22 protein-coding genes are annotated in these 25,052 nt (G+C 67.2%); 10 read left to right on the top strand and 12 right to left on the bottom strand.

What is annotated here, in order from left to right; translation table 11 throughout:
• The first annotated feature begins 214 nt into the window (after nucleotides 1-214).
• The gene (locus K2F54_RS11795; protein ID WP_308287634.1) at nucleotides 215-901 is read left to right on the top strand and encodes a thioredoxin-like domain-containing protein; all 687 of its coding nucleotides are present in this window, start codon (nucleotides 215-217) and stop codon (nucleotides 899-901) included.
• Nucleotides 882-1,541 (top strand): DUF305 domain-containing protein, encoded by a 660-nt coding sequence (locus K2F54_RS11800; protein ID WP_220606058.1) that lies wholly within the window; start codon nucleotides 882-884, stop codon nucleotides 1,539-1,541. The genes K2F54_RS11795 and K2F54_RS11800 overlap by 20 nt, the downstream gene beginning before the upstream one ends.
• 27 nt (nucleotides 1,542-1,568) lie before the next feature.
• Here K2F54_RS11800 and K2F54_RS11805 read toward each other — a convergent pair whose 3' ends face one another.
• From K2F54_RS11805 to K2F54_RS11820, 4 genes are all read right to left on the bottom strand, one after another.
• Complete coding sequence (locus K2F54_RS11805; RefSeq protein ID WP_220606059.1) at nucleotides 1,569-3,461, bottom strand: ABC transporter ATP-binding protein; 1,893 nt, start codon at nucleotides 3,459-3,461, stop codon at nucleotides 1,569-1,571.
• A 70-nt stretch (nucleotides 3,462-3,531) separates the two neighbouring features.
• Nucleotides 3,532-4,518: a carbohydrate ABC transporter permease gene (locus K2F54_RS11810; protein WP_220606060.1), complete on the bottom strand. Its 987-nt coding sequence runs from the start codon at nucleotides 4,516-4,518 to the stop codon at nucleotides 3,532-3,534.
• A complete protein-coding gene (locus K2F54_RS11815) occupies nucleotides 4,515-5,486 on the bottom strand; it encodes a carbohydrate ABC transporter permease (RefSeq protein ID WP_220606061.1) in 972 nt (323 codons plus the stop codon). Before K2F54_RS11815 ends, K2F54_RS11810 begins: the two co-directional genes overlap by 4 nt.
• Nucleotides 5,487-5,581: 95 nt before the next feature.
• Nucleotides 5,582-6,928, bottom strand: a complete 1,347-nt coding sequence (locus K2F54_RS11820) for an ABC transporter substrate-binding protein (RefSeq protein WP_220606062.1) — start codon at nucleotides 6,926-6,928, stop codon at nucleotides 5,582-5,584.
• Between the two features lie 303 nt (nucleotides 6,929-7,231).
• On the opposite strand from K2F54_RS11820, the gene K2F54_RS11825 reads away from it, so the two are divergent.
• Nucleotides 7,232-8,236, top strand: a complete 1,005-nt coding sequence (locus K2F54_RS11825) for a LacI family DNA-binding transcriptional regulator (RefSeq protein ID WP_220606063.1) — start codon at nucleotides 7,232-7,234, stop codon at nucleotides 8,234-8,236.
• A 101-nt stretch (nucleotides 8,237-8,337) separates the two neighbouring features.
• On the opposite strand, the gene K2F54_RS11830 is transcribed toward K2F54_RS11825, so the two are convergent.
• The 3 genes from K2F54_RS11830 to K2F54_RS11840 all read right to left on the bottom strand — a co-directional run bounded on the left by K2F54_RS11830 (nucleotide 8,338) and on the right by K2F54_RS11840 (nucleotide 11,926).
• Nucleotides 8,338-9,312: a carbohydrate ABC transporter permease gene (locus tag K2F54_RS11830; protein WP_220606064.1), complete on the bottom strand. Its 975-nt coding sequence runs from the start codon at nucleotides 9,310-9,312 to the stop codon at nucleotides 8,338-8,340.
• Nucleotides 9,309-10,442, bottom strand: coding sequence for a carbohydrate ABC transporter permease (locus K2F54_RS11835; protein ID WP_220606065.1), 1,134 nt, complete (start codon nucleotides 10,440-10,442; stop codon nucleotides 9,309-9,311). Before K2F54_RS11835 ends, K2F54_RS11830 begins: the two co-directional genes overlap by 4 nt.
• Before the next feature lie 167 nt (nucleotides 10,443-10,609).
• Nucleotides 10,610-11,926, bottom strand: a complete 1,317-nt coding sequence (locus K2F54_RS11840) for an ABC transporter substrate-binding protein (protein ID WP_220606066.1) — start codon at nucleotides 11,924-11,926, stop codon at nucleotides 10,610-10,612.
• 271 nt (nucleotides 11,927-12,197) lie between these two features.
• Here K2F54_RS11840 and K2F54_RS11845 point away from each other — a divergent pair, with 271 nt between their 5' ends.
• Nucleotides 12,198-13,211, top strand: a complete 1,014-nt coding sequence (locus K2F54_RS11845) for a LacI family DNA-binding transcriptional regulator (RefSeq protein ID WP_220606067.1) — start codon at nucleotides 12,198-12,200, stop codon at nucleotides 13,209-13,211.
• 124 nt (nucleotides 13,212-13,335) lie between these two features.
• The gene (locus tag K2F54_RS11850) at nucleotides 13,336-14,280 is read left to right on the top strand and encodes a DNA-3-methyladenine glycosylase family protein (protein ID WP_220606068.1); all 945 of its coding nucleotides are present in this window, start codon (nucleotides 13,336-13,338) and stop codon (nucleotides 14,278-14,280) included.
• Nucleotides 14,281-14,298: 18 nt separating this feature from the next.
• Here the strand turns inward: K2F54_RS11850 and K2F54_RS11855 are convergent, their stop codons facing one another.
• From K2F54_RS11855 to rplJ, 3 genes are all read right to left on the bottom strand, one after another.
• Nucleotides 14,299-14,766, bottom strand: coding sequence for a MarR family winged helix-turn-helix transcriptional regulator (locus K2F54_RS11855; RefSeq protein ID WP_220606069.1), 468 nt, complete (start codon nucleotides 14,764-14,766; stop codon nucleotides 14,299-14,301).
• A gap of 92 nt (nucleotides 14,767-14,858) precedes the next feature.
• Entirely contained in the window at nucleotides 14,859-15,242 is a 384-nt protein-coding gene (rplL, locus tag K2F54_RS11860; RefSeq protein ID WP_220606070.1) for a 50S ribosomal protein L7/L12, read from the bottom strand.
• A gap of 53 nt (nucleotides 15,243-15,295) precedes the next feature.
• Entirely contained in the window at nucleotides 15,296-15,811 is a 516-nt protein-coding gene (rplJ, locus tag K2F54_RS11865; protein WP_120338318.1) for a 50S ribosomal protein L10, read from the bottom strand.
• A gap of 316 nt (nucleotides 15,812-16,127) precedes the next feature.
• Here rplJ and K2F54_RS11870 point away from each other — a divergent pair, with 316 nt between their 5' ends.
• From K2F54_RS11870 to K2F54_RS11880, 3 genes are read left to right on the top strand one after another with little or no spacing between them, the layout of a single operon-like run.
• Entirely contained in the window at nucleotides 16,128-17,897 is a 1,770-nt protein-coding gene (locus tag K2F54_RS11870) for an MDR family MFS transporter (protein ID WP_374107290.1), read from the top strand.
• Between the two features lie 10 nt (nucleotides 17,898-17,907).
• Nucleotides 17,908-18,417 (top strand): MarR family winged helix-turn-helix transcriptional regulator, encoded by a 510-nt coding sequence (locus K2F54_RS11875; RefSeq protein WP_220606071.1) that lies wholly within the window; start codon nucleotides 17,908-17,910, stop codon nucleotides 18,415-18,417.
• Between the two features lie 56 nt (nucleotides 18,418-18,473).
• On the top strand, nucleotides 18,474-20,315 hold the full coding sequence (locus K2F54_RS11880; protein ID WP_220606072.1) for a glycoside hydrolase family 2 protein: 1,842 nt from the start codon (nucleotides 18,474-18,476) through the stop codon (nucleotides 20,313-20,315).
• A 32-nt stretch (nucleotides 20,316-20,347) separates the two neighbouring features.
• Here K2F54_RS11880 and K2F54_RS11885 read toward each other — a convergent pair whose 3' ends face one another.
• Both K2F54_RS11885 and K2F54_RS11890 read right to left on the bottom strand, forming a co-directional pair.
• Entirely contained in the window at nucleotides 20,348-21,871 is a 1,524-nt protein-coding gene (locus K2F54_RS11885; protein WP_220606073.1) for a sensor histidine kinase, read from the bottom strand.
• Entirely contained in the window at nucleotides 21,871-22,617 is a 747-nt protein-coding gene (locus K2F54_RS11890) for a response regulator transcription factor (protein ID WP_220606074.1), read from the bottom strand. Before K2F54_RS11890 ends, K2F54_RS11885 begins: the two co-directional genes overlap by 1 nt.
• A 198-nt stretch (nucleotides 22,618-22,815) precedes the next feature.
• Between K2F54_RS11890 and K2F54_RS11895 the strand changes: the two genes are divergently transcribed.
• Both K2F54_RS11895 and K2F54_RS11900 read left to right on the top strand, forming a co-directional pair.
• Entirely contained in the window at nucleotides 22,816-24,285 is a 1,470-nt protein-coding gene (locus tag K2F54_RS11895; RefSeq protein ID WP_220606075.1) for an ABC transporter permease, read from the top strand.
• A 41-nt stretch (nucleotides 24,286-24,326) separates the two neighbouring features.
• On the top strand, nucleotides 24,327-24,998 hold the full coding sequence (locus K2F54_RS11900) for an ABC transporter ATP-binding protein (protein WP_220606076.1): 672 nt from the start codon (nucleotides 24,327-24,329) through the stop codon (nucleotides 24,996-24,998).
• Nucleotides 24,999-25,052: the final 54 nt, after the last annotated feature.

The raw sequence follows: 25,052 nt of genomic DNA on the forward strand, positions 1-25,052 counted from the left end.
GGGGACGGTCCTGGAACCGAAAAGAGAGGGGTGTGCGAGTCGGCTAGCGAAAGCGGCAACAGGGACACGACGTCAGGATGATCACATTCACACTCTAGTCCGAGGCCGGAGAATCCCGACCAGCCTGTGAACCATCTGTGAGATGCGCCCTCGGGGAAGAGGCGGTCCCAACCGATGAGTTCGAATAGGAGCACAGCAAATGAAAGAGGCCCTCGTGACCCCTGCCCCGCCCACCGGCCCGTCCGTTCCTCCCTCGGCCAAGCCCAGCGTGAAACAACAGCGTGCCCAGCAGCGCGCCCAGAAACTCGAGCAGTACCACCGCGAGCAGAAGCGCAGCGCCCGCAACCGGAAGATCGGCCTGATCGCCGGAATCACGGCCGGCGTTGCGGTGCTCGCACTGGTGATCACGTCGATCGTGCTCACCCCGCAGAGCGCGACCTATTCCGCCGGCGGTGACGGCACCGAGATCGACGGTGTGGAGACCTTCGAGAACGCCTCAATGCACGTCGAAACCCCGGTCGACTACCCGCAGACGCCCCCGGCCGGTGGCGAGCATCACCCCACCTGGCTCAATTGCGGCGTCTACACCGAGCCGGTGCCCAGCGAGAACGCGGTGCACTCCCTCGAACACGGCGCCCTGTGGGTCACCTACGACCCGGATCTTCCCGCCGCCGAACTGGACACTCTCAAGGAGGCCCTCCCCTCCAGCTACGTGATCCTCTCGCCCTTCGACGACCTGCCCGCCCCCATCGTGCTGAGCGGCTGGAACTCGCAGTTGCAGGTGGAGTCGGCCGACGATGAGCGGGTGGCCGCGTTCTTCGAGGAGTACTGGAAGAGCAACGACGTGCCAGAACCTGGCGCACTGTGCACCGGTGCCTACGATGCCCCAGGCAAGGCGTAGCCCCGCCGTCCGCCGTCTCACCCTGATCGTCACGGCGGTTGTCGCCGCCGTGGCGGTCGGCCTGGTCGGGTTCTCGGTGGGCCGGCTGAGCACCATGGACAACCCCACCCCCACCTCGACGAGCGCCGAGGCCGGCTTCGCCCGCGATATGCAGGTGCACCACTTGCAGGGGGTCGAACTGGCCATGCTCATCCGTGATCGCACGAGTGCGGCCGATGTGCGCCTGCTCGGTTACGACATCGCCACCACGCAGGCGCAGCAGGCCGGTCAGCTCTACGGCTGGCTCACCGAGTGGGACCTGCCCCAGGCCGGCCCCGAGCCGGAGATGACCTGGATGACCCGGCCAGGCCGCTCCGGCCACGCCCATACCGACGGGGCACACACTCCAGGCGAGCCGATGCCGGGGCTGGCCACCGCTGAGCAGATCGCCGAGCTCACCGCCGCCACGGGCGTGGAGGCGGAGCGGATCTTCCTCACTCTGATGATCGCCCACCACCAGGGCGCCGTCGACATGGCCGAGGCCGTGCAGGACCGCGCGAACAACACCTCGGTGCTGGGCTTCGCCAACTCGGTGATCATTTCCCAGGAGGCCGAGATCACCCTGATGGAGTCCATGCTCGCCGACCGCGAACCGGAGTAGCCGCCGCGACCCTGGCTCGCGTGCGCGTCAGGCGTCGAGGCGCCGCTCCGGGGCCTGCTCCGCGTACAGCGAGGCGTAGGTGCCGCCGGCGGCGAGCAGCTCCTGGTGGGTGCCGCGCTCGACCACCCGGCCCGCGTCGATGACGAAGATCACGTCTGCGGTCACGATCGTCGACAGCCGGTGCGCGATCGCGATGGTCGTGCGCCCCCTGGACGCGGTGTCCAGCGCCGCCTGCACCACCCGCTCCGAGATGGAATCGAGCGCGCTAGTGGCCTCGTCCAGAATCAGCACCGCGGGGTCCTTGAGCAGCACCCGGGCAATGGCCACCCGCTGCTTCTCCCCACCGGAGAGCCGGTAGCCGCGCTCCCCCACCACGGTGTCGTACCCGGCCGGGAACGACGCGATGGTGGTGTGGATGTTGGCGGCCCGCGCCGCGGTCTCGAGCTCGGCATCCGTGGCGTCCGGTTTGGCGTAGCGGAGGTTCTCGGCGATGGTCGCGTGGAAGAGGTAGGTCTCCTGGCTGACAATGCCGATGTGCGACACCAGCGATTCCTGGGCGAGGTGCCGCACGTCCACGTCGGAGAACAGCACCCGGCCGCCGGTGGCCTCGTAGAAACGCGGAATCAGGTACGACACGGTGGTCTTGCCCGCACCACTGGGCCCGACGAAGGCAGCGAACTCACCGGGTTCGATCGCGAACGAGACCGCGTCCAGGGTCGGCCGGGCGTCCACCGCGGCATCCGGGTAGGCGAAGGTGACGGCGTCGAACTCGACCCGGCCGGTCACGGCGGGCACGGGGATGGCGCCGGGCGGGTCACTGATGGCCGGGATGAGGTCGAGGTACTGGAAGATCCGCGCGAACAGGGCGCTGGAGGTCTGCAGGTCCAGCGCCACCCGCATCAGGCCGAGCAACGGGAAGAGCAGCCGCGCCTGCACGGTGGTGAAGGCCACGACGGTGCCAGCGGTGATATCAACGGCGCCGTTGGTGAGCAGGACCCCCGCAACCAGGTACACGATCGCCGGGATGCTGGAGAGGAAGATGCTGACCATGGCGAAGAACCACTGGCCGCTCATCTGCTGGCTCACCTGCAGCCGCACCTGGTTGTCGTTCTCGTGGGAATACCGGGCAATCTCGGTCTTCTGCCTGGTGAAGCTCTTGGACAGCAGGATGCCGGACACGCTCAGGGTCTCCTGGGTGATCGCGGTCATGTCGGAGAGCGACTCCTGGGTCTTCGCGGCGATGCGCGCCCGCACCTGGCCGACCCGGCGCTGCGCGAAAACCAGGATGGGCATGAGCACGACCGCCACGATGGCCAGCTGCCAGTTCAGCAGCAGCATCGCCACGAACGCGGCGATCACGGTCACGGCGTTGCCGAGCACGCTGGAGACCGTGTTGGTGAGCACGCTCGCCACACCGCCCACGTCGTTCTGCAGCCGGGACTGGATCACCCCGGTCTTGGTGCGGGTGAAGAAGCTCAGCTCCATGGCCTGCAGGTGGGTGAACAGCCGCACCCGCAGCGCGCCCATCACGGAGTTGCCCACGGTGGCCGTGAGCCAGGTCTGCCACACCCCCAGCAGCGCGGTGGTGACGTAGGCGGCGATCATCAGTGCCACCAGCACGCTCAGCCGCTGCAGGTTCGGCCCGCCGGATGGCGGGAACAGGCCCTCGTCGAACGCCCGCTGGATCAGCAGCGGTGGCAGTACCGACAGGGCCGCAGCCAGCAGCACCAGGATCACCGTGACGGTGAGCTTCTTCCCGTGCGGGGCGAACAGCGAACGGATGCGGCCCAACAGATTCGGTATCCGGGGCGCCTCGGCGTTCTGGGCCTTCTGCGCCGCCGCGTCGTCGTTGCTGACCCGATTGCGGCGTCCCCGGAATTCCTCTGGGGGACGTCCCCCCGCGCCGTGCGTTCCGCTCATGGATTCACTCTAAATCAGCGGACCGACCCCGATGCCCGGGGCCGGTCCGCTGAGGCGCACGGGGACGGAGCTACCCCTTGGTCGCGCCCGCGAGCAGGCCGCGCACGAAGTACCGTTGCAGACCGAAGAACACGATCAACGGCACCACCAGCGATACGAACGCCCCGGCGGTCAGTCGATGCCAGTCCTGCCCTCGGTTACCACTGAGCTCCGCCAATCGTTGGGTCAGCGGCGCCACGTCCGCCGTTCCGCCGGAGAACACCAGGGCCACCAACAGGTCGTTCCAGACCCAGATGAACTGGAAGATCGCGATCGAGGCGATCGCCGGCACGGACAGCGGGAGCACGATCCGGAAGAAGACCTGGCTGGCACTGGCCCCGTCGACCTTGGCGGCCTCGATCACCTCGGACGGAATCTCCGAAATGAAGTTGTGCAGCAGGAAGATCACCAGCGGCAGGGCGAACAGGGTGTGCGCGATCCACACCTGCACGTAGGTCTGCTCCGGAATGAGCGGGATCACATCGTGGATCTGGGCCTGGATCGGTTGCAGGATCGACGTGAACATCTGCAGCAGCGGGATCAGGGCCATCTGGATGGGCACGATCTGCAGCGCGAAGATGAAGACGAAGAGCGCCCCGGCCCACTTGAACTTGATCCACGCGAACGCATACGCCGCCATGGCGGCCAGCACGAGCGGGAACAGGGTGGCCGGAATGGCGATGGCCAGGGAGTTCACGAAGTAACTGCCCAGCTGCGGCGACGACGCGCTCGAGGAGAACAGCACATCCCGGTAGTTGTCCAGGGTCAACCCGGGGTTCTGGAAGATCGTCCACCAGCCGGTCGTGCGGATGAGCTCTTCAGGGCGGAACGACGACAGCAGGATGCCGAAGGTGGGAATCGTCCAGACCACGGCGATGATCAGCGCCGCCAACGTCGCCCACCTGGAGGTGAGGCGGCGCTTGACGCGACCGGCCTTGGTGCCGGCAACGGCCTCTGCGGCGGTGTCCTTCCGGTTGGCGGTGCCGGGAATCGGCAGGTCGACCACGTTGTCGCTCATCGGATCTCCTTCTGCTGGCGCAGGACTCGGATGTTGTAGACCACGATCGGTAACACCAGCAAGAACAGGACCACGGCCAGTGCCGCGCCTCGTCCCGGCTCCACCGCCCGGAACGCCTGGGTGTACATCTCGTTGGCCACCACGCTGGTGTTGAAGTTTCCGCCGGTCATCGTCCGCACGATGTCGAAGATCTTCAGGGTGGCGATGGTGATCGTCGTGAGCACGACGACCAAACCCCCGCGGATGCCGGGCAGCGTCACGTTGCGAAAGCGCTGCCAGGCGTTGGTGCCGTCGAGCTGGGCGGCCTCGAGCTGCTCGATCGATACCCCCTTGATCGACGCCGACAGGATGACCATGGCAAAACCGGTCTGCACCCAGATCAACACGATGATGAGCATGAGGGTGTTGATCGGTTCGGTCTGTAACCAGAGCACCGGCTCCTGGCCGAACCACACCAAGATCTGATTGAGCAGGCCGATCTGGTCCCGCTCGGCGGGACGGTACTCGTAGATGAACTTCCAGATGATGCCGGCCCCCACGAACGAGATCGCGACGGGCATGAAGACCAGCACCTTGTAGATGCGCTCGCCCCTGGACTTGTCGATGAACACGGCGTACGCGAGGCCGATGATCGTCGAGACCGCTGGGGCGATGATCACCCAGACCACGGTGTTGCGCAGGGTGATCAGCGCCTCTGGCTGGGTGAACATCCAGACGAAGTTGTCCAGCCCGATGAAGTTTCCGGCTTTGTCGCCGAACGCGGTGATGGTGGTGCGGATGGCGGGATAGACCAGTCCGATCGCGATCAGCGCCATTGCCGGCAGGAGGAAGGCCAGAAGTTGGACGACATCGCGCCCCCTCTTGGGTGCACGGTCGACGAAGAAGAAGATGAGGCCGAGAACGGCCGAAAAACCGGCCAGGGCCAGGCCCACCTGAAGCAATTTGCCGATGAGATCGGTAGTGGTCACGAGTAGATCCGCCTCCTCAGTGAGTGGTCTGAAACAGTGGTGCTTCAGCGGGCCGCGCGGCTGGTGCCACGCGGCCCGCTGAATCAGTCGGCTGGTTACTCGGCCGGCCAGGAACCTTCAATGAAGTCGAGGGTCTCTGCGGTGCTCTTACCGCCGATCCAGTCGACCATGCCCTTCCAGAACGATCCGGTTCCGACAGCGCCGGGCATGACGTCCGAGGCGTCGAAGCGGAACGTGGTGTCGGGGTCCTGCAGGAGTTCGACGCTGGTGGCGAGGAGGTCGCTACTGGCGTTCTCCGGGTCCAGGCCGGTGTTGGCGCTGATGACACCGCCGATGTTCACCCGGTTGTTCGCCCAGGTGTCGCTGGACAGGTAGGTCTGCACCGCGACGGTCTCCTCGCTGTCGTTGAAGGCGACGACGATCTCGCCTCCGCCGGTGACAGCAGCGGCATCTTCCTCAACTCCGGGGGTGATGAAAGCCCAGACATCGCCATCCTCGGCGACCTCTGTGCCGTCCGGCCAGAAGCCCTCGTAGAACGTGGCCTGGTGGTGCATGGCGCAGGTTCCCTCGAGCACGGGCAGTCCGGCGTCACCGAACTCGGTCGTGGCGATCGAGTTGACCTCGCCGAGGCCACCGTTCACGTTGGCCGGTCCCTTGATGAAGTCCCCGACGGTGTCGAGTGCTTCGGCGATGGCCGGGTCATTGAACGGGATCTCGTGGTTGACCCACTGGTCGTAAACCTCGGGGCCGGCCTGGCGCAGGACCATGTCTTCCACCCAGTCGGTTCCGGGCCAGCCGGTGGCAACACCGGAGGCGAATCCGACACACCAGGGCTTCATGACCTCGGACTCGGCAATCTCGTCCGTCAGCGTGGCGAGCTCGTCCAGGGTGGCGGGGATCTCCCAGCCGTTCTCCTCGAAGACGGCGGGCGAATACCAGACGTAACCCTTGATGCTGGCCATCAGCGGCGCTCCGACGAGGGTGCCGTCGACGGTGCCGTAGCTGGCCCAGTCCTCTGACCAGAACTCGGACACGTTGTCGGCCACCGCCTGGGGTGCGGGCACGAGCGCGCCGGACCTGGCCAGGTCGGCCACGAGGCCGGGCTGCGGGGTGATGCCGAGGTCGGGCGGGTTGCCGCCCTGCACCCGTACGTTGATCTGCTCCTCGAACTCGGCGCTGCCCTCGTAGATCACGTCGATGCCGGTGCAGGCCTCGAAGTCGGCCCAGGATTCGTTCAGACGGTCGGCCTCGACCTCGAGAATCGTGCCGTAGATGTTGACCTCTGTACCGGCGTCGAAGGTGCCGTAGGCCTCGTAATCGGCACAGTCGGTGTCGGCCGTCTCCTCCGCGGCGATGTCGCCGGTGCAGCCGGTCAGGGCGAGACCCACCACTGCAGCGGCAGCGATCGGGATAAATAGCCGGCGACGCTGTTTCGCGCTCATGCAATTCCTCCTCAGTGAGTGTTGCGGGTGGCCGCACCCGGACGACCGAGTGGACCGAAATGTTGTGCGTGCTCGGGTGGCGGTTCGAAAAGCGATTGCATAAGGAACCGGTTCCAGAGCACAAAGTACGACCGAGTCCGATGCGCCACAACCCCGAACAGGTCACAGATTGACAAAGGCCCCGCCCTCACGGCCACCCGACCGCGATCGGGCAGCGGGACGCCGACGGCGGCATGGAACCGGTTCCACCCCGGCCGGGTTCGGGCTAGGGTGTGGTCGAGTTTTCCAAGGACGGAGGCTGGCATGAGCGCGATCGCCGATGTGGCGCGCCTCGCTGGTGTCGCCAAGGCCACGGCCTCCCGCGCGCTGAGCGGCCGCGGCTACGTGTCAGACGAAACCCGCTCCAAGGTCATCGCCGCCGCCGCGCAGATCGGCTACGTCGCCTCCCCCAACGCCGCCAGCCTGGTCACCGGACGCACCCAAAGCGTCGGCGTGATCATCCCGTTCATCAGCCGGTGGTTCTTCGCCGAGGTCCTCGAAAGCCTCGAACAAGCCCTCCTCGCCCGCGGCTACGACATGACCCTCTACAACCTGCCCACCCACTCCGCCGAACGAGAACGAGTCTTCGACTTCTTCCTCGCCCGCAAACGCTTCGACGGCGTCATCTCCGTCGGCGTCGAACTCAGCGACACCGAAGTCACCCAACTCCACCGCACCGGCCGACCCCTGGTCGGCATCGGCGGCGAAATCCCCGGCGCCCACACCATCGCCATCGACGACATCGCCGCCGCCCGACTGGCCACAGAGCACCTCCTCACCCTCGGCCACACCGACATCCGCCACGTCGGCGGCGACCAAGCACACCAAATGGACTTCGCCGTCCACACCAAACGCCTCACCGGCTTCACCGACGCCATGCGCACCGCCGGCCTCCCCACCGACAACGGCTTCACCGCCTGCGCCTTCACCGTCCCCGGCGGACACCAAGCCGGACTCGCCCTACTCAGCGACCCACACCAACGCCCCACCGCGGTCTTCGCCGCCAGCGACGAAATCGCCGTCGGACTCATCATCGCCGCCAGAGAACTCGGCCTCCACATCCCCACCGACCTCTCTGTCATCGGCATCGACGGCCACCCCTACGCCGACATGTTCCACCTCACCACCATCGAACAACACCCACGCAACCAAGCCACCCTCGCCGTCGACACCCTCCTCACCGAACTCGAAAACACCACCACCACCACCCTGCTCACCCGCGCCCCGACCAACCTCGTCCTCCGCGCCAGCACCAGCCCACCACGCTGACCGAAACTAACGACAAGGCCCAACGCAGCGGACCGGCCCCGCACGTGCGGGGCCGGTCCGTCGTTGCCGGCGCGCGTGCACCGGATGACACTCTGTGGGGATTACCCCTTCGTGGAGCCGGCCAGCAGACCGCGTACGAAGTAACGCTGCAGGCTGAAGAACACGATCAACGGCACGAGGATCGAGATGAACGCGCCCGCCGTGAGCAGGTGCCAGTCCTGGCCGCGACTACCGGTGATCTCGGCCAGTAGCTTGGTCATCGGGGCCACCGCGCCATCCGCGAAGATCAGCGCCACCAGCAGGTCGTTCCAGACCCAGAGGAACTGGAAGATGGCGAAGGATGCGATCGCGGGCATCGTCAGCGGCAACACGATCCGGAAGAAGATCTGCCCGTGACCTGCGCCGTCGACCCGCGCCGCCTCGATGACGTCGGCGGGGATCTCCGACACGAAGTTGTGCAACAGGTAGATGGCCAGCGGCAGCGCGAACATTGTGTGCGCGATCCACACCTGCGAATATCCGCCGGCGTCGCTGATCGCGGAGACGACAGGGAAACCGAAGATCTCACCCCGCGAGAAGAACTGCAGCAGCGGCACCAGGGCCATCTGCAACGGGACGATCTGCAGCGCGAAAACCGCGATGAACAGCACGTTCTTGCCGCGGAAGTTGATCCAGGCGAACGCGTAGGCCGCGAGGCTGGCGATGATCAGGGGCAGCAACGTGGCCGGCAGCGTGATCGCCAGCGAGTTGATGAACGCTCCGGCCAGGTTCAGCTGGCTGTTACCGGCCTGGAGCACCTCGCTGTAGTTATCGAGGGTGAGGCCCCAGTTCGAGAAGATCGTCCACCATCCGGTGCTGCGCACCTCCTGCGCAGGCCGGAACGACGACACGAACAGACCGAAAGTGGGGACCGTCCAGAGCACGGCGATCACCAGCGCCGCAGCGGTGGCACCCCGGCTGGTGAGCCGCTTCTTGGTGCGCTTGGCCGCGACAAACTCCTGGCGGCGTTTGCCGCGCCGCAGCTGGTTCTTGGTGGTTTTGTCGATGGGGAGCTTCACCGGAAGAATCGCGCTCATCGGATTTCCCTCTGCTTCTGAATCTGGCGGGCGTTGTAGACGACGATCGGAAGCACCAGCAGGAACAGGATCACGGCGAAGGCGGCGGACCGGCCCTGCTCGAAGTTCTTGAACTGCGTGTACATCTCGTTCGCGATCACGCTGGTGTCATTGGCGCCTGCTGTCATGGTCCGCACGATGTCGAAGACCTTGAGGGAGGCGATGGAGATCGTCGTCAGCACGACGACGAGGGCGCTGCGGATGCCGGGCACCGTGACATTGGTGAACTTCTGCCACGCGTTCGTGCCGTCGAGCTCGGCTGCCTCCAGCTGCTCGGCCGGTACACCCTTGATGGCCGCGGAGAGCACCACCATGGCGAATCCGGTCTGCACCCAGATCAGCACGACGATCAGGAAGACCGTGTTCCAGGGTGCGACGGAGAGGAAGTCGACGGGAGTGCCGCCGAGCCACACCACAACCTGGTTGAGCAGGCCGATCTGGTTCTGGTCGGCCGGACGCGCCGTGTAGATGAAGCGCCAAATGATGGACGCCCCGACGAAGGAGATCGCCATGGGCATGAAGACCATGATCTTGAAGTACTTCTCACCGCGGCTCTTGTCGATGAAGACCGCGTACGCCAAACCGGCCATCGTCGATACGAGTGGGGTGATGAGCACCCAGACGATCGTGTTGAGCACGGTACGGATGGCCTCCGGCTGCGTGAACACCCAGACGAAGTTGTCGAAGCCGATGAACTCGGTGCCGCGCGAGTTCATGAACGCCTGCACCGTGGTCTGGATGGTCGGGATGACCAGGCCGACGATCAGGAGCAGGATGGCCGGCGCGAGGAAGCCGAAGAGTTGGAACAGGTAGCCGGCACCGGAACGCGAGCGGAAGTCGACGATGAAGAAGATCCCACCGAGAACGGCGGCCGCGGCGATGGCCCACCAGTACGATCCGGCAGCGACCAGGATCAGCAGGGGTGCGGCGACGCAGACGGCGAGACGGATGACGGTGTAGACGGTGCCCTTGCGCGGGGCTATTTCGACGAAGAACAGGATCGCAGCCACCAGGGCCACGAACGCGAGAATGATGATGGGGACTTGAACCAGGGGCGGCAAGTCAGCCAGCCAGGCAAGGAATGCCGACATATGAAACCTCTCGAGTACGACTGCGGACTCATAGTGAGTGTGCTGGTGGGGCAAAAAACCACCGCCGCGAACACCAGCAGGGGGGTGCGGGTCGCCCCCATCGGGACGACCCGCACGGTTGAGCTGTCAAACAAGCCCGCTGTCAGGCGAGCCGGTTCCGATCCGGACTAGCTGGACGGCCAGCCGGCTTCGATGCTGGTGAGCACCTCGTCGGTCGGTGCTCCATTGATCCAGTTGACCATGCCCTTCCAGAAGGTGCCGGCGCCCACGGAGCCGGGCATCAGGTCGGAGCCGTCAAAGCGGAAGGTGGTTTCCGGGTCCTGGAGGATCGTGATGGCTTCCTGCAGGATCGGGCTCTGCGCGTTGGCCGGGTCGAGACCCGAGTTGGCGCTGATGACCCCGCCGAGGCTGACGCGGCTGTTCGCCCAGTCATCGCTGGCGAGGTAGGTCTGCACGGCCTGGGTGTCAGCGTCGTCCGAGAAGGCTCCGACGATCTCGCCACCGCCGGTCACGGCCTGGCTTCCGGCTTCTTCGGCCGGGGTGATGAAGGCCCAGACGTCACCGTCGGGACCGACCTCTCCACCGGCATCCGTGATGAAGCCGTCGAAGAAGGATGCCTGGTGGTGCAGGGCGCAGGTGCCGGCGGCCAGCGGCGTGGCCACGTCACCGAACGCGGTGCTGTTGATCGAGCTCACGTCGCCGAAGGTCGCGTTGACGTAGGACGGGTTCAGCAGGATCTCACCGACTGCGTCGAAGGCGGCGGTGATCGCCGGGTCAGTGAAGGGAATCTCGTTGGCAACCCACTTGTCGTAGGTCTCGGCGCCGGCCTGACGCAGAACCAGGTCCTCGACCCAGTCCGTGCCCGGCCAACCGGTTGCGTCGCCAGAGCCGAAGCCGGCGCACCACGGGGCGGTGCCGGTCTTCTCCTGGATGGTCTTGGTCACGGCGAGGAGTTCGTCCCAGGTCTCGGGAACTTCGACACCCCACTCGGTGAACTTGGCCGGGGAGTACCAGACGAAGCCCTTGACGCTGGCCATCAGCGGAGCGCCGTAGAACGTGTCGCCCACGGTGCCGTAGGCCTTCCAGTCGGAGGACCAGAACTCGTCGACGTTCTCTTCGACGGACGCGGGGGCCGGCTTGAGGAAGTCACGACTGGCGAGGTCGGCCATCAGGCCGGGCTGCGGGAAGATCGCGAGGTCGGGGGCGCTGCCACCCTGTGCACGGATCGCGATCTGGGCTTCGAACTCTTTGGACGACTCGTACTGGATGTCGATGTCGTTCTCTTCTTCCCAGGTCGCCCAGGACTCTTCGAGAAGCTCGGCCTCGGTGTCGGCGATGGTGCCGTAGACGCTGACGACGCCGTCGCCCTCAGCTCCAGCGTCGGCATTCGTGCTGCCGGGACCACCGGAACAGCCGGCCAGGGTAAGCCCGGCGATGGCCGCCATGGCGATGGGCGCTGTGATTCGGCGGTGGAATGACCGCATGTTTCCTCCTCGTTGAGTGATGCTGGTGCTGGTGCTCTAAGTCACACGATACTGGAAACGATTACATAGGGAACCGGTTCCACATCACAGATTATGGCACTAAATGCGCGGCCAATACCGGGAAATGGTCACAGATTCACAAAGATCATGCTCCAAACATGAAGATTCTTCGAGAATGCGATTTCGAGAGGCCAAGGTGGAGCAAACGATTCCAGCACCGGGGATCGGACCGGTATGGTGTGCACAGCAGTTTTCAACGACGGAGGCCGACATGAGCGCAATCGCCGATGTCGCACGCCGGGCCGGTGTCGCCAAGGCCACTGCCTCCCGCGCGCTGAGCGGCCGCGGCTACGTGTCGGAAGAAACCCGCTCCAAGGTCATCGCCGCCGCCGCACAGATCGGCTACGTCGCCTCCCCCAACGCCGCCAGCCTGGTCACCGGACGCACCCAGAGCGTCGGCGTGATCATCCCGTTCATCAGCCGATGGTTCTTCGCCGAGGTCCTCGAAAGCCTCGAACAAGCACTCCTCGCCCGCGGGTACGACATGACCCTCTACAACCTGCCCACCCACTCGGCCGAGCGGGAACGCGTCTTCGACTTCTTCCTCGCCCGCAAGCGCTTCGACGGCGTCATCTCCGTCGGCGTCGAACTCAGCGACACCGAAGTCGCCCAACTACACCGGATGGGCCGCCCCCTGGTCGGCATCGGCGGCGAGACCCCCGGCGCCCACACCGTCGCCATCGACGACATCGCCACCGCCCGCCTCGCCACAGAGCACCTGCTCACCCTCGGCCACACCGACATCCGCCACGTCGGCGGCGACCAGGCCCACCAAATGGACTTCGCCGTGCACACCAAACGCCTCACCGGCTTCACCGAAGCCATGCGCACCGCCGGCCTCCCCACCGACAACGGCTTCTCGGCCTGCGCATTCACCGTCCCCGGCGGATACGAAGCCGGACTCGCCCTACTCGCCGACCCACACCAACGCCCCACCGCCGTGTTCGCCGCCAGCGACGAAATCGCCGTCGGACTCATCATCGCCGCCAGAGAACTCGGCCTCCACCTCCCCGACGACCTCTCCGTGATCGGCATCGACGGCCACCCATACGCCGAAATGTTCCAACTCACCACCATCGAACAACACCCACGCAACCAAGCCACCCTCACCGTCGACACCCTCCTCACCGAACTCGAAAACACCCCCACCACCACCACAACCCACCTGGTCACCCGCGCCCCGACCAACCTCGTCACGCGCTCCAGCACCAGCCCACCACGCTGACCACACAGGCCCAACTGTTACCCGTGCGGACAACTGCACCCGGCACACCGGGCGCAATAGTCCGCAACGGCAACAGTTGCAGCGACCGTCCGATCCGTCGGCGGTTCGGGTTAGCCTCGAGGGAATGATTTCCGATCCAGCCACGGAGGCGAGCGGCGCCGTCACACCGACGGCCCGCACCCGGTACACGCCCCGGCACGCGTTCGACCTGGCGGCCACCATGGCCCCGCACCGGCGTGGCACTGGCGACCCCACGTGCCGCACCGATGCGGCCGGCATCTGGCGCACGCAGCGCACCCCGCACGGCCCGGCGACCCTGCTGCTGAGCCGTGGCACCGACGGCGTGGTGGATGCGCGCGCCTGGGGGCCAGGCTCCGACTGGAGCATCGGGCAGGTGCCGGCGTTGCTCGGCGCGGACGACGACTGGTCTGGCCTGGACCTGAGCGGCCACCCGGCCATCAACGAGGTGCGCCGGCGGGCGCCCGGGGTGTGGCTGGGCAGCTCCGGACTGGTCTTCGAGTCGCTGGTCCCCGCGATCATCGAACAGAAGGTCACCACGGTCGAGGCCCACCGCGCCTGGAACCGGCTGATCCGCCAGCACGGCGACCCCGCACCGGGGCCGGCGCCTGCGGGCATGATGGTCTCCCCTGGGCCGGAGCGGTGGCGGCTCATCCCGTCGTGGGACTGGCATCGGGCCGGCGTCGACCCGCGCCGCTCCCGCACCGCGGTGACCGCGGCGGCGGTCGCACCCGCACTGGATCGACCGGTCGACGCGGTCACGGCCGGCCGCCGATTGCAGTCGCTGGCCGGCATCGGCCGCTGGACCGCGGCCGAGGTGACGCAGCGCTCCCACGGCGATGCGGATGCCGTGAGTGTGGGCGACTACCACCTCGCCGCCCAGGTGGGGTGGGCCCTCACCGGCGCACCGGTCGACGACGACGGCATGCTCGAACTGCTCGAACCCTTCATCGGCCATCGCCAGCGGGTGGTGCGCCTCATCCTGGGCAGCGGCTACCGTGCGCCCAGGCACGGGCCGCGCATGACCATCCAGGACCACCGCGGTCACTGACCGGGGCCGCCAGCAGCGTCAGCGGGGCGGAGTGCCCGCCCGCTTGGGAGTGGTCATCCGCTCTGTCGCCTGCACCCGGTCGCGCAGGATGGCGACCGCACGGTCGAGGGTGTCGATATCGGCGGCCGGCAGGTCGGCGAAGTAGGGCAGCAGGGCGGCGGCCAGTTCGCTGCGCCAGGCGGTGAGGGCGGCATTGCCGGCCGGGGTCATGTCGATCAGGCTGACGCGAGCGTCGTCTGCGTCGCTCGTGCGTTCGGCCCAACCGCGGGTGACGAGCCCGGCGACCAGTTTGGTGGCGGTGGGCTGTGAGACCCGGCTCAGGTCGGCAAGCTCCCCCAGCCGGATCGGGCCGGTGGACAGCAGAACGCTGAGGGTGCGCCACAGGGCGGGCGATTCGCTGCCGTGAGCGGCGCGCGCGGCCACCCGGGTGAGACGGTGATTGACGGAGACCAGGTCCCCGAGCAGGTCCTGAAGATCGGCGGGCATTCCCCCACCCTAACCAGCCGTTAACGGCAGCGGGCGCCGCATCCAGTGGATGCGACGCCCGTGCGAGTAACTATCCCCTCGCGGGGATGAGACTACTTGAGGGTGACGGTGGCGCCAGCGGCCTCGAGGGAAGCCTTTGCCTTCTCGGCAGCTTCCTTCGCAACGCCCTCGAGGACGGCCTTCGGCGCGCCATCGACAACGGCCTTGGCCTCGCCGAGGCCCAGGCTGGTGAGCTCGCGCACAACCTTGATGACCTGGATCTTCTTGTCGCCAACGGCGTCGAGGATGACGTCGAACGCGCTCTGCTCTTCGACCTCTTCGACAGCGGCGGCGGGGCCAGCGGCTCCGGCGACGGCGACGGGGGCAGCGGCGGTGACCTCGAAGGTCTCCTCGAATGCCTTGACGAACTCGGAGAGCTCGATGAGGGTGAGGCCCTTGAACTGCTCAAGCAGTTCTTCGGTGGAAAGCTTTGCCATGATTTTTCTCCTATTGGTTTCTAAAGTTACTCACCGCGGTACCAGGCAGATGCCTAGTTCGCGGACTCCTGCTTTTCACGCAGCGCGTCGATGGTGCGAACAGCCTTCGACAGCGGTGCGTTGAACAGATATGCGGCTCCGAACAGCGAGGCCTTGAAGGCGCCGGCAAGCTTGCCGAGCAGAACTTCACGGGACTCGAGGTCGGCGAGCTTGCCTACCTCTGCGGCGGTCAGGGGGTTACCGTCGAAGTAACCGCCCTTGACAACCAGGAGAGGGTTTGCCTTGGTAAAGGCACGCAGCTTCTTTGCAACGGCGACAGGGTCACCGTGCACGAAAGCGATTGCGGACGGGCCAACGAGCTCCTCGTCAAAAGACGTGATGCCGGCGTTGTTGGCCGCAATCTTGGTCAGCGTGTTCTTTACCACGGCGTACGTGGCGTCCTCACTGATGGACGTGCGCAGCTCCTTGAGCTTCGCAACAGTGAGTCCGCGGTACTCGGTGAGCAGAACGGCGGTCGAGCTCTGGAACTTGTCCTGCAGCTCGGCGACCGTTGCTTCCTTGTTCGCCATGGCGCTCCTCTAAATATTCATGTGCCGGTAGCCCGGGGCGCAGACATGAAAAAAGCCCCAGCGCAAGCGCCGGAGCTGAGGCCAGTTGAACTGGCTAACTTCGAACACCTGCGCGGGCCGTTCACGTGAATGAACCTTCGATCGCTTTTCCATTTCTGGGCAGCGACAACCGGCGGTCTTTGGCTGTTCCCCACCATACGGGATGCCCGCCCTCCCGCGCAAATCGGCGGCACCACGAACCGGTGACGAAAACTAGTTGACAGAAGTCCACTATGTATTTATAGTTGACATCTGTCAATCATCTAGCTGGAGACTCATGTCACGCCGTTCCCCCACCACGTCCCCGAACCGGGCCATCACGGCCGACGGTTCCATGACCAAGCGCCAGGTTCTCGAGGCCCTCTCCGGCTTGCTCCTGGGCATGTTCGTCTCGATCCTGGCCGGCACAGTGGTCAGCACGTCGTTGCCGATCATCATCTCCGACCTCAAGGGCGATCAGTCCGCCTACACCTGGGTCATCACCGCGACCCTGCTCGCCACCACGGTGTCCACGCCCATCTGGGGCAAGTTCGCCGACCTCTTCAACCGCAAGCTGCTCATCCAGCTCGCTCTGGCCACCTTCGTGATCGGCTCGGCGCTGGCCGGCTTCTCCCAGGACACCGGCACCCTGATCGGCTTCCGGGTGCTGCAGGGCCTCGGCGCCGGCGGCCTGGCCGCGCTCAGCCAGATCATCATGGCCGACATCATCAGCCCCCGTGACCGCGGCAAGTATGCCGGCCTGTTCGGTGGCGTCATGGCCCTCGGCACCGTCGGCGGGCCGCTGCTCGGCGGCGTGGTGACGGATGCCTTCGGCTGGCGCTGGAACTTCTTCATCGCGCTGCCCATCGCCATCGTCGCCATCGTGCTGCTGCAGCGCACCCTGCACCTGCCGCCGCGAGTGAAGCGGGTCGTGAAGATCGACTACCTCGGTGCCGCCCTCATCGCCGGCGGCGTCTCGCTGCTGATGATCTGGGTCACCCTGGCCGGCAACGACTTCGAGTGGGCATCCGTCACCTCGTTCGTCATGGTCGCCGCCGCCGCCGTTCTGCTCATCGCCGCCGTGATCGTGGAGTTCAAGGCACCAGAGCCGATCATCCCGCTCACTCTGTTCAAGAACCGCACCTTCACCCTCGCCACCGTCGCCAGCATCTCCGTGGGTGTGTCGATGTTCGGCACCTCGGTCTTCCTCAGCCAGTACATGCAGCTGGCCCGCGGCGCCACGCCCACCCAGTCCGGCCTGCTCACCATCCCGATGATGGGTGGACTGCTCATCTCCTCCACCCTGTTCGGCACCCTGATCAGCCGCACCGGCAAGTGGAAGGCGATCATGGTCTCCGGCAGCGTGGCCGTCGTCGCCGGCCTGCTCCTGCTCGGCACCCTGCAGTACGACACCAACCTGATCCTGGTCGGCATCTACATGTTCGTCCTCGGCGCCGGCCTCGGCATGGTCATGCAGAACCTGGTGCTGGTGGTGCAGAACTCCATCGAGGTGCAGAACCTCGGTGTGGCCACGAGCGCCGTCACCTTCTTCCGCAGCCTCGGCGGCACCGTCGGTGTCTCCGTGCTCGGTTCGGTGCTCGGCACCGTCGTCGCCCAGCAGATCACGGACGGCATCGCCGGCCTCAAGCCGGCCGACCAGGCCGTCGCGATCGAGACGCTCGGCTCCGGCGTCATCCCGCACGTCAATTCGCTGCCGGGAGCGATCCGGATCGTGGTCGAATCGGCGTACGGCTCCGGGGTTGGCACGGTGTTCCTGCTCGGTGTCCCCCTGGCGATCATCACCCTGATCATGGTCGCGCTGATGCCCAACGCCTCGCTCGGCACCCAGACGGCGATCGCCCTCGGCAACGCCAAGGCGGCACTCGACGCCGAACACGCGCAGGAGCGGGCCGACCAGCGCGAGGTCGAAGACGCCGAGGACATCCTGATCGAGGTGGGTGCCGCATCCGCCGCCCTCTCCCCGGTCGGCCGGGCGCACCCGACCGGAACCATCCAGGTGACCCGGGCGAACGAGGACCCGTCGGGAAACCCCGGCGCGGGTCGCTAGTGTGATAGTCATGACCGAGAACGTCGAGCACCCCACGGTCACCGGCCCCGGCACGCCCCCGGCGGCCGACGTCGCCGAGGCCCTGGCCGAAGTCGAAGACCAGATGATGCAGCTCGCGGCCTATGTGCGCGGCGCCATGCGCCAGGTCGCCACACACATCGACCCGGCGCTGCAGCCCTTCGGTCTCAAGATCCTGCGGCTGCTGCGACGCTGCGGCCCGACGCACGCGAGCGCCCTCGCCGAGTCGCTCGACGTGGACCGCAGTGTGATCAGCCGCCAGGCTCGGCTGCTCGAGGAGTTGGGGCTGCTGGAGCTCGCCGCCGATCCGGCCGACGGGCGCGCGAAGTTCCTCGCGGTCACCCCGTTGGCGATCGAGAAGATGGCGGCGGTGCCCGGCGGGGACAAGTCCTTCGTGCACGCCAGGTTGGCCGGCTGGCCGGAGGCCGACCTCACCCAGTTCGCGCTGCTGCTGAAGCGGCTGAACTCGCCCGCCGGCGACGAGCCGAACCCGGCCGCATAACCCGTCAGGGTCGAGTCCCCTGCGCCGGCACGGGCCGTGCAGGCATTATGGGTTGCATGAGCATCAGCGCAGACGCCCTCTCCAGTGATTTCCGCGCCAGCCGGCAGGATGGCGAGTACCCGCGCCCCCAGCTGGTGCGCCGGCACTGGCGCGAGCTGGGCGGCGAGTGGGGGTTCGAGTTCGACGACGCCGACGAGGGCCGGGCCGCCCGCTGGTACGCCCAGCCCCGGTTCGGCCGCACCATCCGGGTGCCGTTCCCGTTCGAATCGGCCGCCTCCGGCATCCACGACACCGGCTTTCACCCCGTGATCTGGTACTCCCGCCGGTTCGGGCCGGCTGACCTTGCCGCCGCCGGATTCACCGGCGACGGCACCCGGCTGCACCTGCGCTTCGGAGCCGTCGACTATCGCGCGAAAGTGTGGATCGACGGCCAGCTCGTCGGTGAGCACGAGGGCGGCCAGACCCCGTTCTCGTTCGACGTCACCGATGTTCTCGCTCCCCACCTGACCGAGCACACCGTGGTCGTGCGCGCCGAAGACGACCCGCTCGACGCCGCGCAACCGCGCGGCAAGCAGGACTGGCAGCTGGAACCCCACGTGATCTGGTACCACCGCACCAGCGGCATCTGGCAGCCGGTCTGGTTGGAGGCCACGACTGACACCGCCGTGACGCTGCTGCACTGGACGCCGGATCTCGTCGCTGGCACCGTTCGGGTACGGGTCGACCTGTCGCGGCGACCCCCGGCCGGCAGCAGTCTGTCCTACGCCCTCAGCTACGAGGGCGTGCCGGTGGCGGATGCTGCCCACACCGTTGCAGAGGCCACCTCGACCACCGTCATCACCCTGCCGGCGCTGACGAACGGTCAGGCTGCCGACGAGCTGCTCTGGAGCCCGGAGCAGCCGCGACTGCTCGACGCGACGGTAACGCTGTCGACCAACGGATCACCCGTCGACGTGGTGCACTCCTACCTCGGCCTCCGCTCCTCCGCGGTCGGCGAGGGCCGCTTCCTGCTCAACGACCGGCCGTACTTCGTGCGCTCCGTGCTGCAGCAGGGCTATTGGCCCGCCTCGCACCTGGCCAGCCCCACCGCAGAGGCGCTCCGCCGCGACGTCGAGTTGATCAAGGACCTCGGCTTCAACGCCGCCAGGGTGCACCAGAAGATCGAGGATCCGCGGTTCCTCTACTGGGCTGACCGGCTGGGCCTGCTGGTCTGGGGCGAAGCGCCCGGTGCGTTCGCGTTCAGCGCCGCGGCCGTACGGCGCACCACCGCGGAGTGGACGGCGGCGCTCGAGCGTGACCACTCGCATCCGTCGATCGTCACCTGGGTGCCCGTGAACGAGAGTTGGGGTGTGTCGCAGATTGCACACGACCCGGCCCAGGCGGCCTTCACCCGGGCCCTGGCCGACCTCACCCGGGCCCTGGATCCCTCCCGCCCTGTGGTCTCCAACGACGGCTGGGAGCACGTGCACTCGGACATCCTGACCGTGCACGACTACGACGCCGACGGCCAGGCCCTGGCCGCGCGGTACCGCGACCCAGCCGCGATCAGCCGGTTGTTGGCCGGCTCAGGGCCTGCCGGCCGCCGCCTGGTGCTGCCCGGCCAGGAGGTAGAGGGCACACCGGTGATGCTGACCGAGTTCGGTGGCATCTCGTTCCCGCGGGAGGATGCGGAGGCCGGCGCGTGGGGGTACTCGAGCGCTACCTCCACGGAGGATTTCCTCGCCAGACTGGACAACGTACTGGCCGCCGTCCATGCCAGCGCGGGGTTGGCGGGCTTCTGTTACACCCAGCTGACCGACACCCTGCAGGAGACGAACGGGTTGCTCGATGAGGACCGCAGGCCCAAGGCGCCGCTCGATCGATTGCGGGGCATCATCAGCGGTGACCGCCCCGACTGACCGGGCCGGTGTGGACAGGGGTCGAACCGGGATCAGGCCAGGGGCAGGGCGACCCGGAAGCAGGTGTGGCCGGGCCGGCTGTCCACCGTGACGTCGCCGTGGTGTGCGGCGACGACGGCCTGCACGATGGCGAGGCCGAGGCCGGTGCTGCCGCCGGTGCCACGGAACCGGGAGCTGTCGCCCCTGGCGAACCGCTCGAACAGGGTCGCGCGCAGGTTCTCCGGGATCCCGGGGCCGTCGTCGGTCACGGTCACCACGGCCAGGTCGTCCTCGATCCACAGGGCCACCTCGACCCTGGTGCCGGCGTCGGTGTGCACCCTGGCGTTGGCGAGCAGGTTGGCGAACACCTGGTGCAGGCGGGGGCCGTCGCCGGCGGCGAGAACGGGTTCCTCCGGCAGGTTGAGGTCCCAGACGTGGTCGCGGCCGGCGGCATGGGCGTCGCTGACCACGTCGACCAGCAGCCGGGTGAGGTCCACCGGATCGTGCTCGAGTTCACGGCCTTCATCCAGCCGGGCGAGCAGCAAGAGGTCTTCGACGAGGCCGGTCATCCGCACGGATTCCGACTCGATCCGGCCGATGGCGTGGATGGTGTCCGGCGGCAGTTCCTGCCCGCTGCGCCGGGTGAGTTCGGAGTAGCCGCGGATCGACGCGAGGGGTGTGCGCAGCTCGTGGCTGGCATCCGCCACGAATTGCCGCACCTTGTTCTCGCTGGCCTGCCGCGTTTCGAGGGCGAGGTCCACGTGGTCGAGCATGCGGTTGAGGGCGGAGCCCACCCGGCCCACCTCGGTGCGGGGATCGGTGTCTGCGGCGGGCACGCGGTCCACCAGCAGCACCTCGCCGCGGTCCAACGGCAGCTCGGAGACCCGAGTGGCCGTCTCGGTCACCCGTTGCAGCGGACGCAGGGCCAGGCGCACGATCGCGGTGGCGAGGAAGGCAACGACCACGATCCCGACCAGCGACACGATGCCGATGATGAGGGCGAGCTGGGTGGCGGTGCCCGTGACGCTCGATGTGGGCAGGCCGATCAGGTAGAGCGCGCCGGTGCGGGCCGTGGCCGCGAGCACCCGGTATTCACCCACGTCGCCGCCGAGGTCCACGGTGAACGGTGCGCTGGTGCCGTCTTGCTGCACGGCGTCGTCGAGTTCGGTGAGCAGCTGGCTGACCTGGTCGTTGTCCAGCGCCACGATGGTGCCGCTGTCGTCGATGAAGCCGGCGGTGACGGTGCTGCCGTCGTAGACCAGGGCGAGGGTGCCGGGCGGCTGGCCCGGCCCGTTGAGCACATCGCTGGCCGAGGAGGCGGTGAAGGTGAAGTCGGTGCTGCCCGGACGGCCGCCGAGCGCCACATCGGAGCGTTGCGCGGCGTTGGCCAGCTGGTCGTCCAGGCCGTCCATCAGGTTGGCGCTGAGGATGGCGACGCTCACCGCCCCGATCACGAGGCTCACCAGTGCGAGCATCGCGACCACGGCCACCACCAGCCGGCGGCGCAGCGTCCAGGGGGCGCGGCCGGTGCGGGTCGGGATGATCGGGGTGTCGACGGCGGGTGACCCGGCGGTCATCAGGCGATCTTCAGCATGTATCCGGCACCGCGCACGGTGTGGATCATGGGGTCGCGGCCGGCGTCGACCTTCTTGCGCAGGTAGGAGATGTAGATCTCCACAACAGAGGACTTGCCGCCGAAGTCGTAGCTCCAGACCCGGTCGAGAATCTGGGCCTTGCTGAGAACCCGGCGCGGGTTGCGCATCAGGAAGCGCAGGAGTTCGAATTCGGTCGCGGTCAGTTCGATCTGCTCACCGCCGCGGAACACCTCGTAGCTGTCCTCGTCGAGCGTGAGGTCGCCCACGGTGATTCGCGGGTCGGTGGAGTCGGACACCGCCAGGGTGGAACGGCGGATGAGTCCGCGCAGCCTGGCCACGACCTCCTCCAGGCTGAATGGCTTGGTGACGTAGTCGTCACCACCGGCGGTGAGACCGGCGATGCGGTCGTCGAGGGAGTCCTTCGCGGTGAGGAAGAGCACCGGCGTCTCGTAGCCATCCGCTCGCACCCGCTGCAGGACCTGCAGCCCATCGATGTCGGGCAGCATGATGTCCAGCACGATGGCGTCCGGTCGGAACTCGCGCGCCAGGGTGATCGCCGCGCGGCCCTCGCCCGCGGTCCGCACCTCCCAGCCCTCGTAGCGCAGGGCCATCGAGAGCAGGTCGGTGAGGGTCGGTTCGTCGTCGACGACAAGCACCCTGATCGGGGATCCGTCGGCTTTGTGGAGGCGGGGTCCGTGGGCCGACTGCTCGTTCGCTCGTGTGCTCATGCCCCCAGTATCAGTGTCCTTCCTATGAATCGGCTATACGCCGCCCACGGTGACCCTGTGAAGACGGATGCGCAGCAAGGTCGGGCGCCAACACCCGCTGGGCAGATTCATAACCTGGCCATAGTCGGCCCATAAACACGCTCCCTAGCTTCGAGATCAGAGAGGCGGGATCCCCCCTGCCATTGGACTGGAGAATCGATGTTTGTCACCTATCTGCGACGCGAGCTGGCGGGTCGCCGCAAGCAGACCGCTATCGTCGCCATCGGCATGGCGCTTGCCATCGCCCTGGTCATTATCGTCAACGCCGTCTCGAGCGGAGTGCAGTTGGCGCAGTCCACCGTGCTCGCCTCGGTGTACGGCGTCGGCACCGACATCACCGTGAGCCAGACCCCGGTGGCGCCCACAGAGGGCGAGGGCGGCGGCGGGCCGCAGAACTTCGACTTCGGCGCAGAGGACGGCGCGACAGCCGACGGCAGCACCACCGTCAACCAGGCCACCCTGTCGGTCGAACGCGGTACCACCGCCTTCGACTCCACTGCCCTGGACACCGTCGGCGGCATCGACAACGTCTCGGCCGCCGCGGCCACCCTGTCGCTGAGCAACACCACCTTCAACGGCACCCTGCCCGACCGGTCGGCCATGACCCAGGGAGAAGCGCCCACCGCCGGCGAGGCGCCCACCGGAGCCGACGGCGCCGGCGGCAGCTCGTTCAGCGTCGACTCCTTCACGGTGCTCGGACTCGACCCGGCCGATGACGCCGTCGGCCCGCTGTCCGCCGTGAGCCTCACCGACGGCCGCAGCCTCGAGAGCACCGACGCCGGGGCCAACGTCGCCGTGCTCGACGCCAGCTACGCCACCACCGCCGAACTCATCGTCGGCGACACCATCTCCCTGGCCGGCACCGACTTCACCATCGTCGGTCTCGTGACCGCCTCCTCAGCGGATGCCGCGACGGCGTCGAACGTCTACATCCCGCTCGACGTGGCGCAGACGCTGTCCGGCCTGGAGGGCCAGGTCACCGACATCTACGTGCAGGCGGCGTCGTCCACCGATATCGAGCAGGTGCAGGCGGATGTCGAGACCGCTCTCCCGGATTCCACCGTGAAGACCCAGGCCGATCTGGCCTCGAGCGTGTCCGGGTCCCTCTCCAGCGCGTCCGACCTGGTCAAGAACCTCGGCCTGTGGCTCTCGCTCATCGTGCTGGCCGCCGCCTTCCTGATCGCCATCCTGTTCACCATCTCCGGGGTCACCCGGCGCACCCGCGAATTCGGCACGCTCAAGGCCATCGGCTGGTCGAACGGCCGGATTGTGCGCCAGGTGGCCGGCGAATCCCTCGTGCAGGGCCTGATCGGCGGGGTCGTCGGCATCGCCGTCGGCCTGTTCGGCATCCTCGCGATCAACCTCGTCGCCCCCACCCTCACCGCCGGTGCCGCCAGCGCGGATGTCCCGGCAGGAATGAATGGTGCCGGCGGACGTCCCGGCGGCGGATTCGGCCAGGCCGTCGTTGAGGCGGCCACGTCGGACATCGTCCTGCAGGTGCCGGTGACCCTGTCGGTCATCCTCATCGCGGTCGGCCTGGCCGTGCTCGGCGGGCTCCTGGCCGGCGCCATCGGCGGGTGGCGCGCCTCGCGCCTGAGCCCATCCGAAGCGCTTCGCAGCATCGCCTGACCCTCACTCCGACCGACGACACCCGAATCGAGACCTTATATATGTATGAACTAACCAATGTCACCAAGAAATACGACCAGGGCAAGCGCTCGGTGACCGCCCTGAACAAGGTCACCCTGTCCATTCCCGACGGTCAGATGGTCGCCATCCAGGGGCCGACGGGCGGCGGCAAGTCGACCCTGTTGCAGATGCTGGGCGCCCTCGACCGGCCCAGCACGGGCACCGTGCAACTGGGGGCTTCCGACCTCTCCAAGCTGGGCCAGGGCCCGCTCGGCGAGATCAGGGCCAGGCAGATCGGTTTTGTGTTCCAGGGCTTCAACCTGATCCCCACCCTCACGGCGCAGGAGAATGTGGAGACCGCGCTCGCGCCGTTGGGCGTGTCGGCGGCCGACCGTACGGCCAGGGCCGCGGCGGCCCTGGCCTCCGTGGGGTTGGGCGAGCGCGGCAGCCACCTGCCGGCTGAGCTGTCCGGTGGCCAGCAGCAGCGGGTGGCCATCGCCAGGGCGCTGGTCAAGGAGCCGGCGGTGCTGCTGGCCGACGAGCCCACCGGCAACCTCGACGAGCAGACCAGGGACGAGATCATGGAGCTGCTCGAGGGGCTGTGGCGTGATCGTGGTCTCACCCTGATCGTGGTGACCCACGACTCCGCCGTAGCCAAACGAGCCCAGCGACGCCTGCTGATCAAGCAGGGCGTGGTCAAGGAGGTCGCCTGATCGGCTCGCTGCTTTGACGCGAATAACCACAGACACCCCGGGCGGTTATCGCCC

The sequence above is a fragment of the Cryobacterium inferilacus genome (assembly GCF_019599185.1).
Lineage (GTDB): Bacteria > Actinomycetota > Actinomycetes > Actinomycetales > Microbacteriaceae > Cryobacterium > Cryobacterium inferilacus.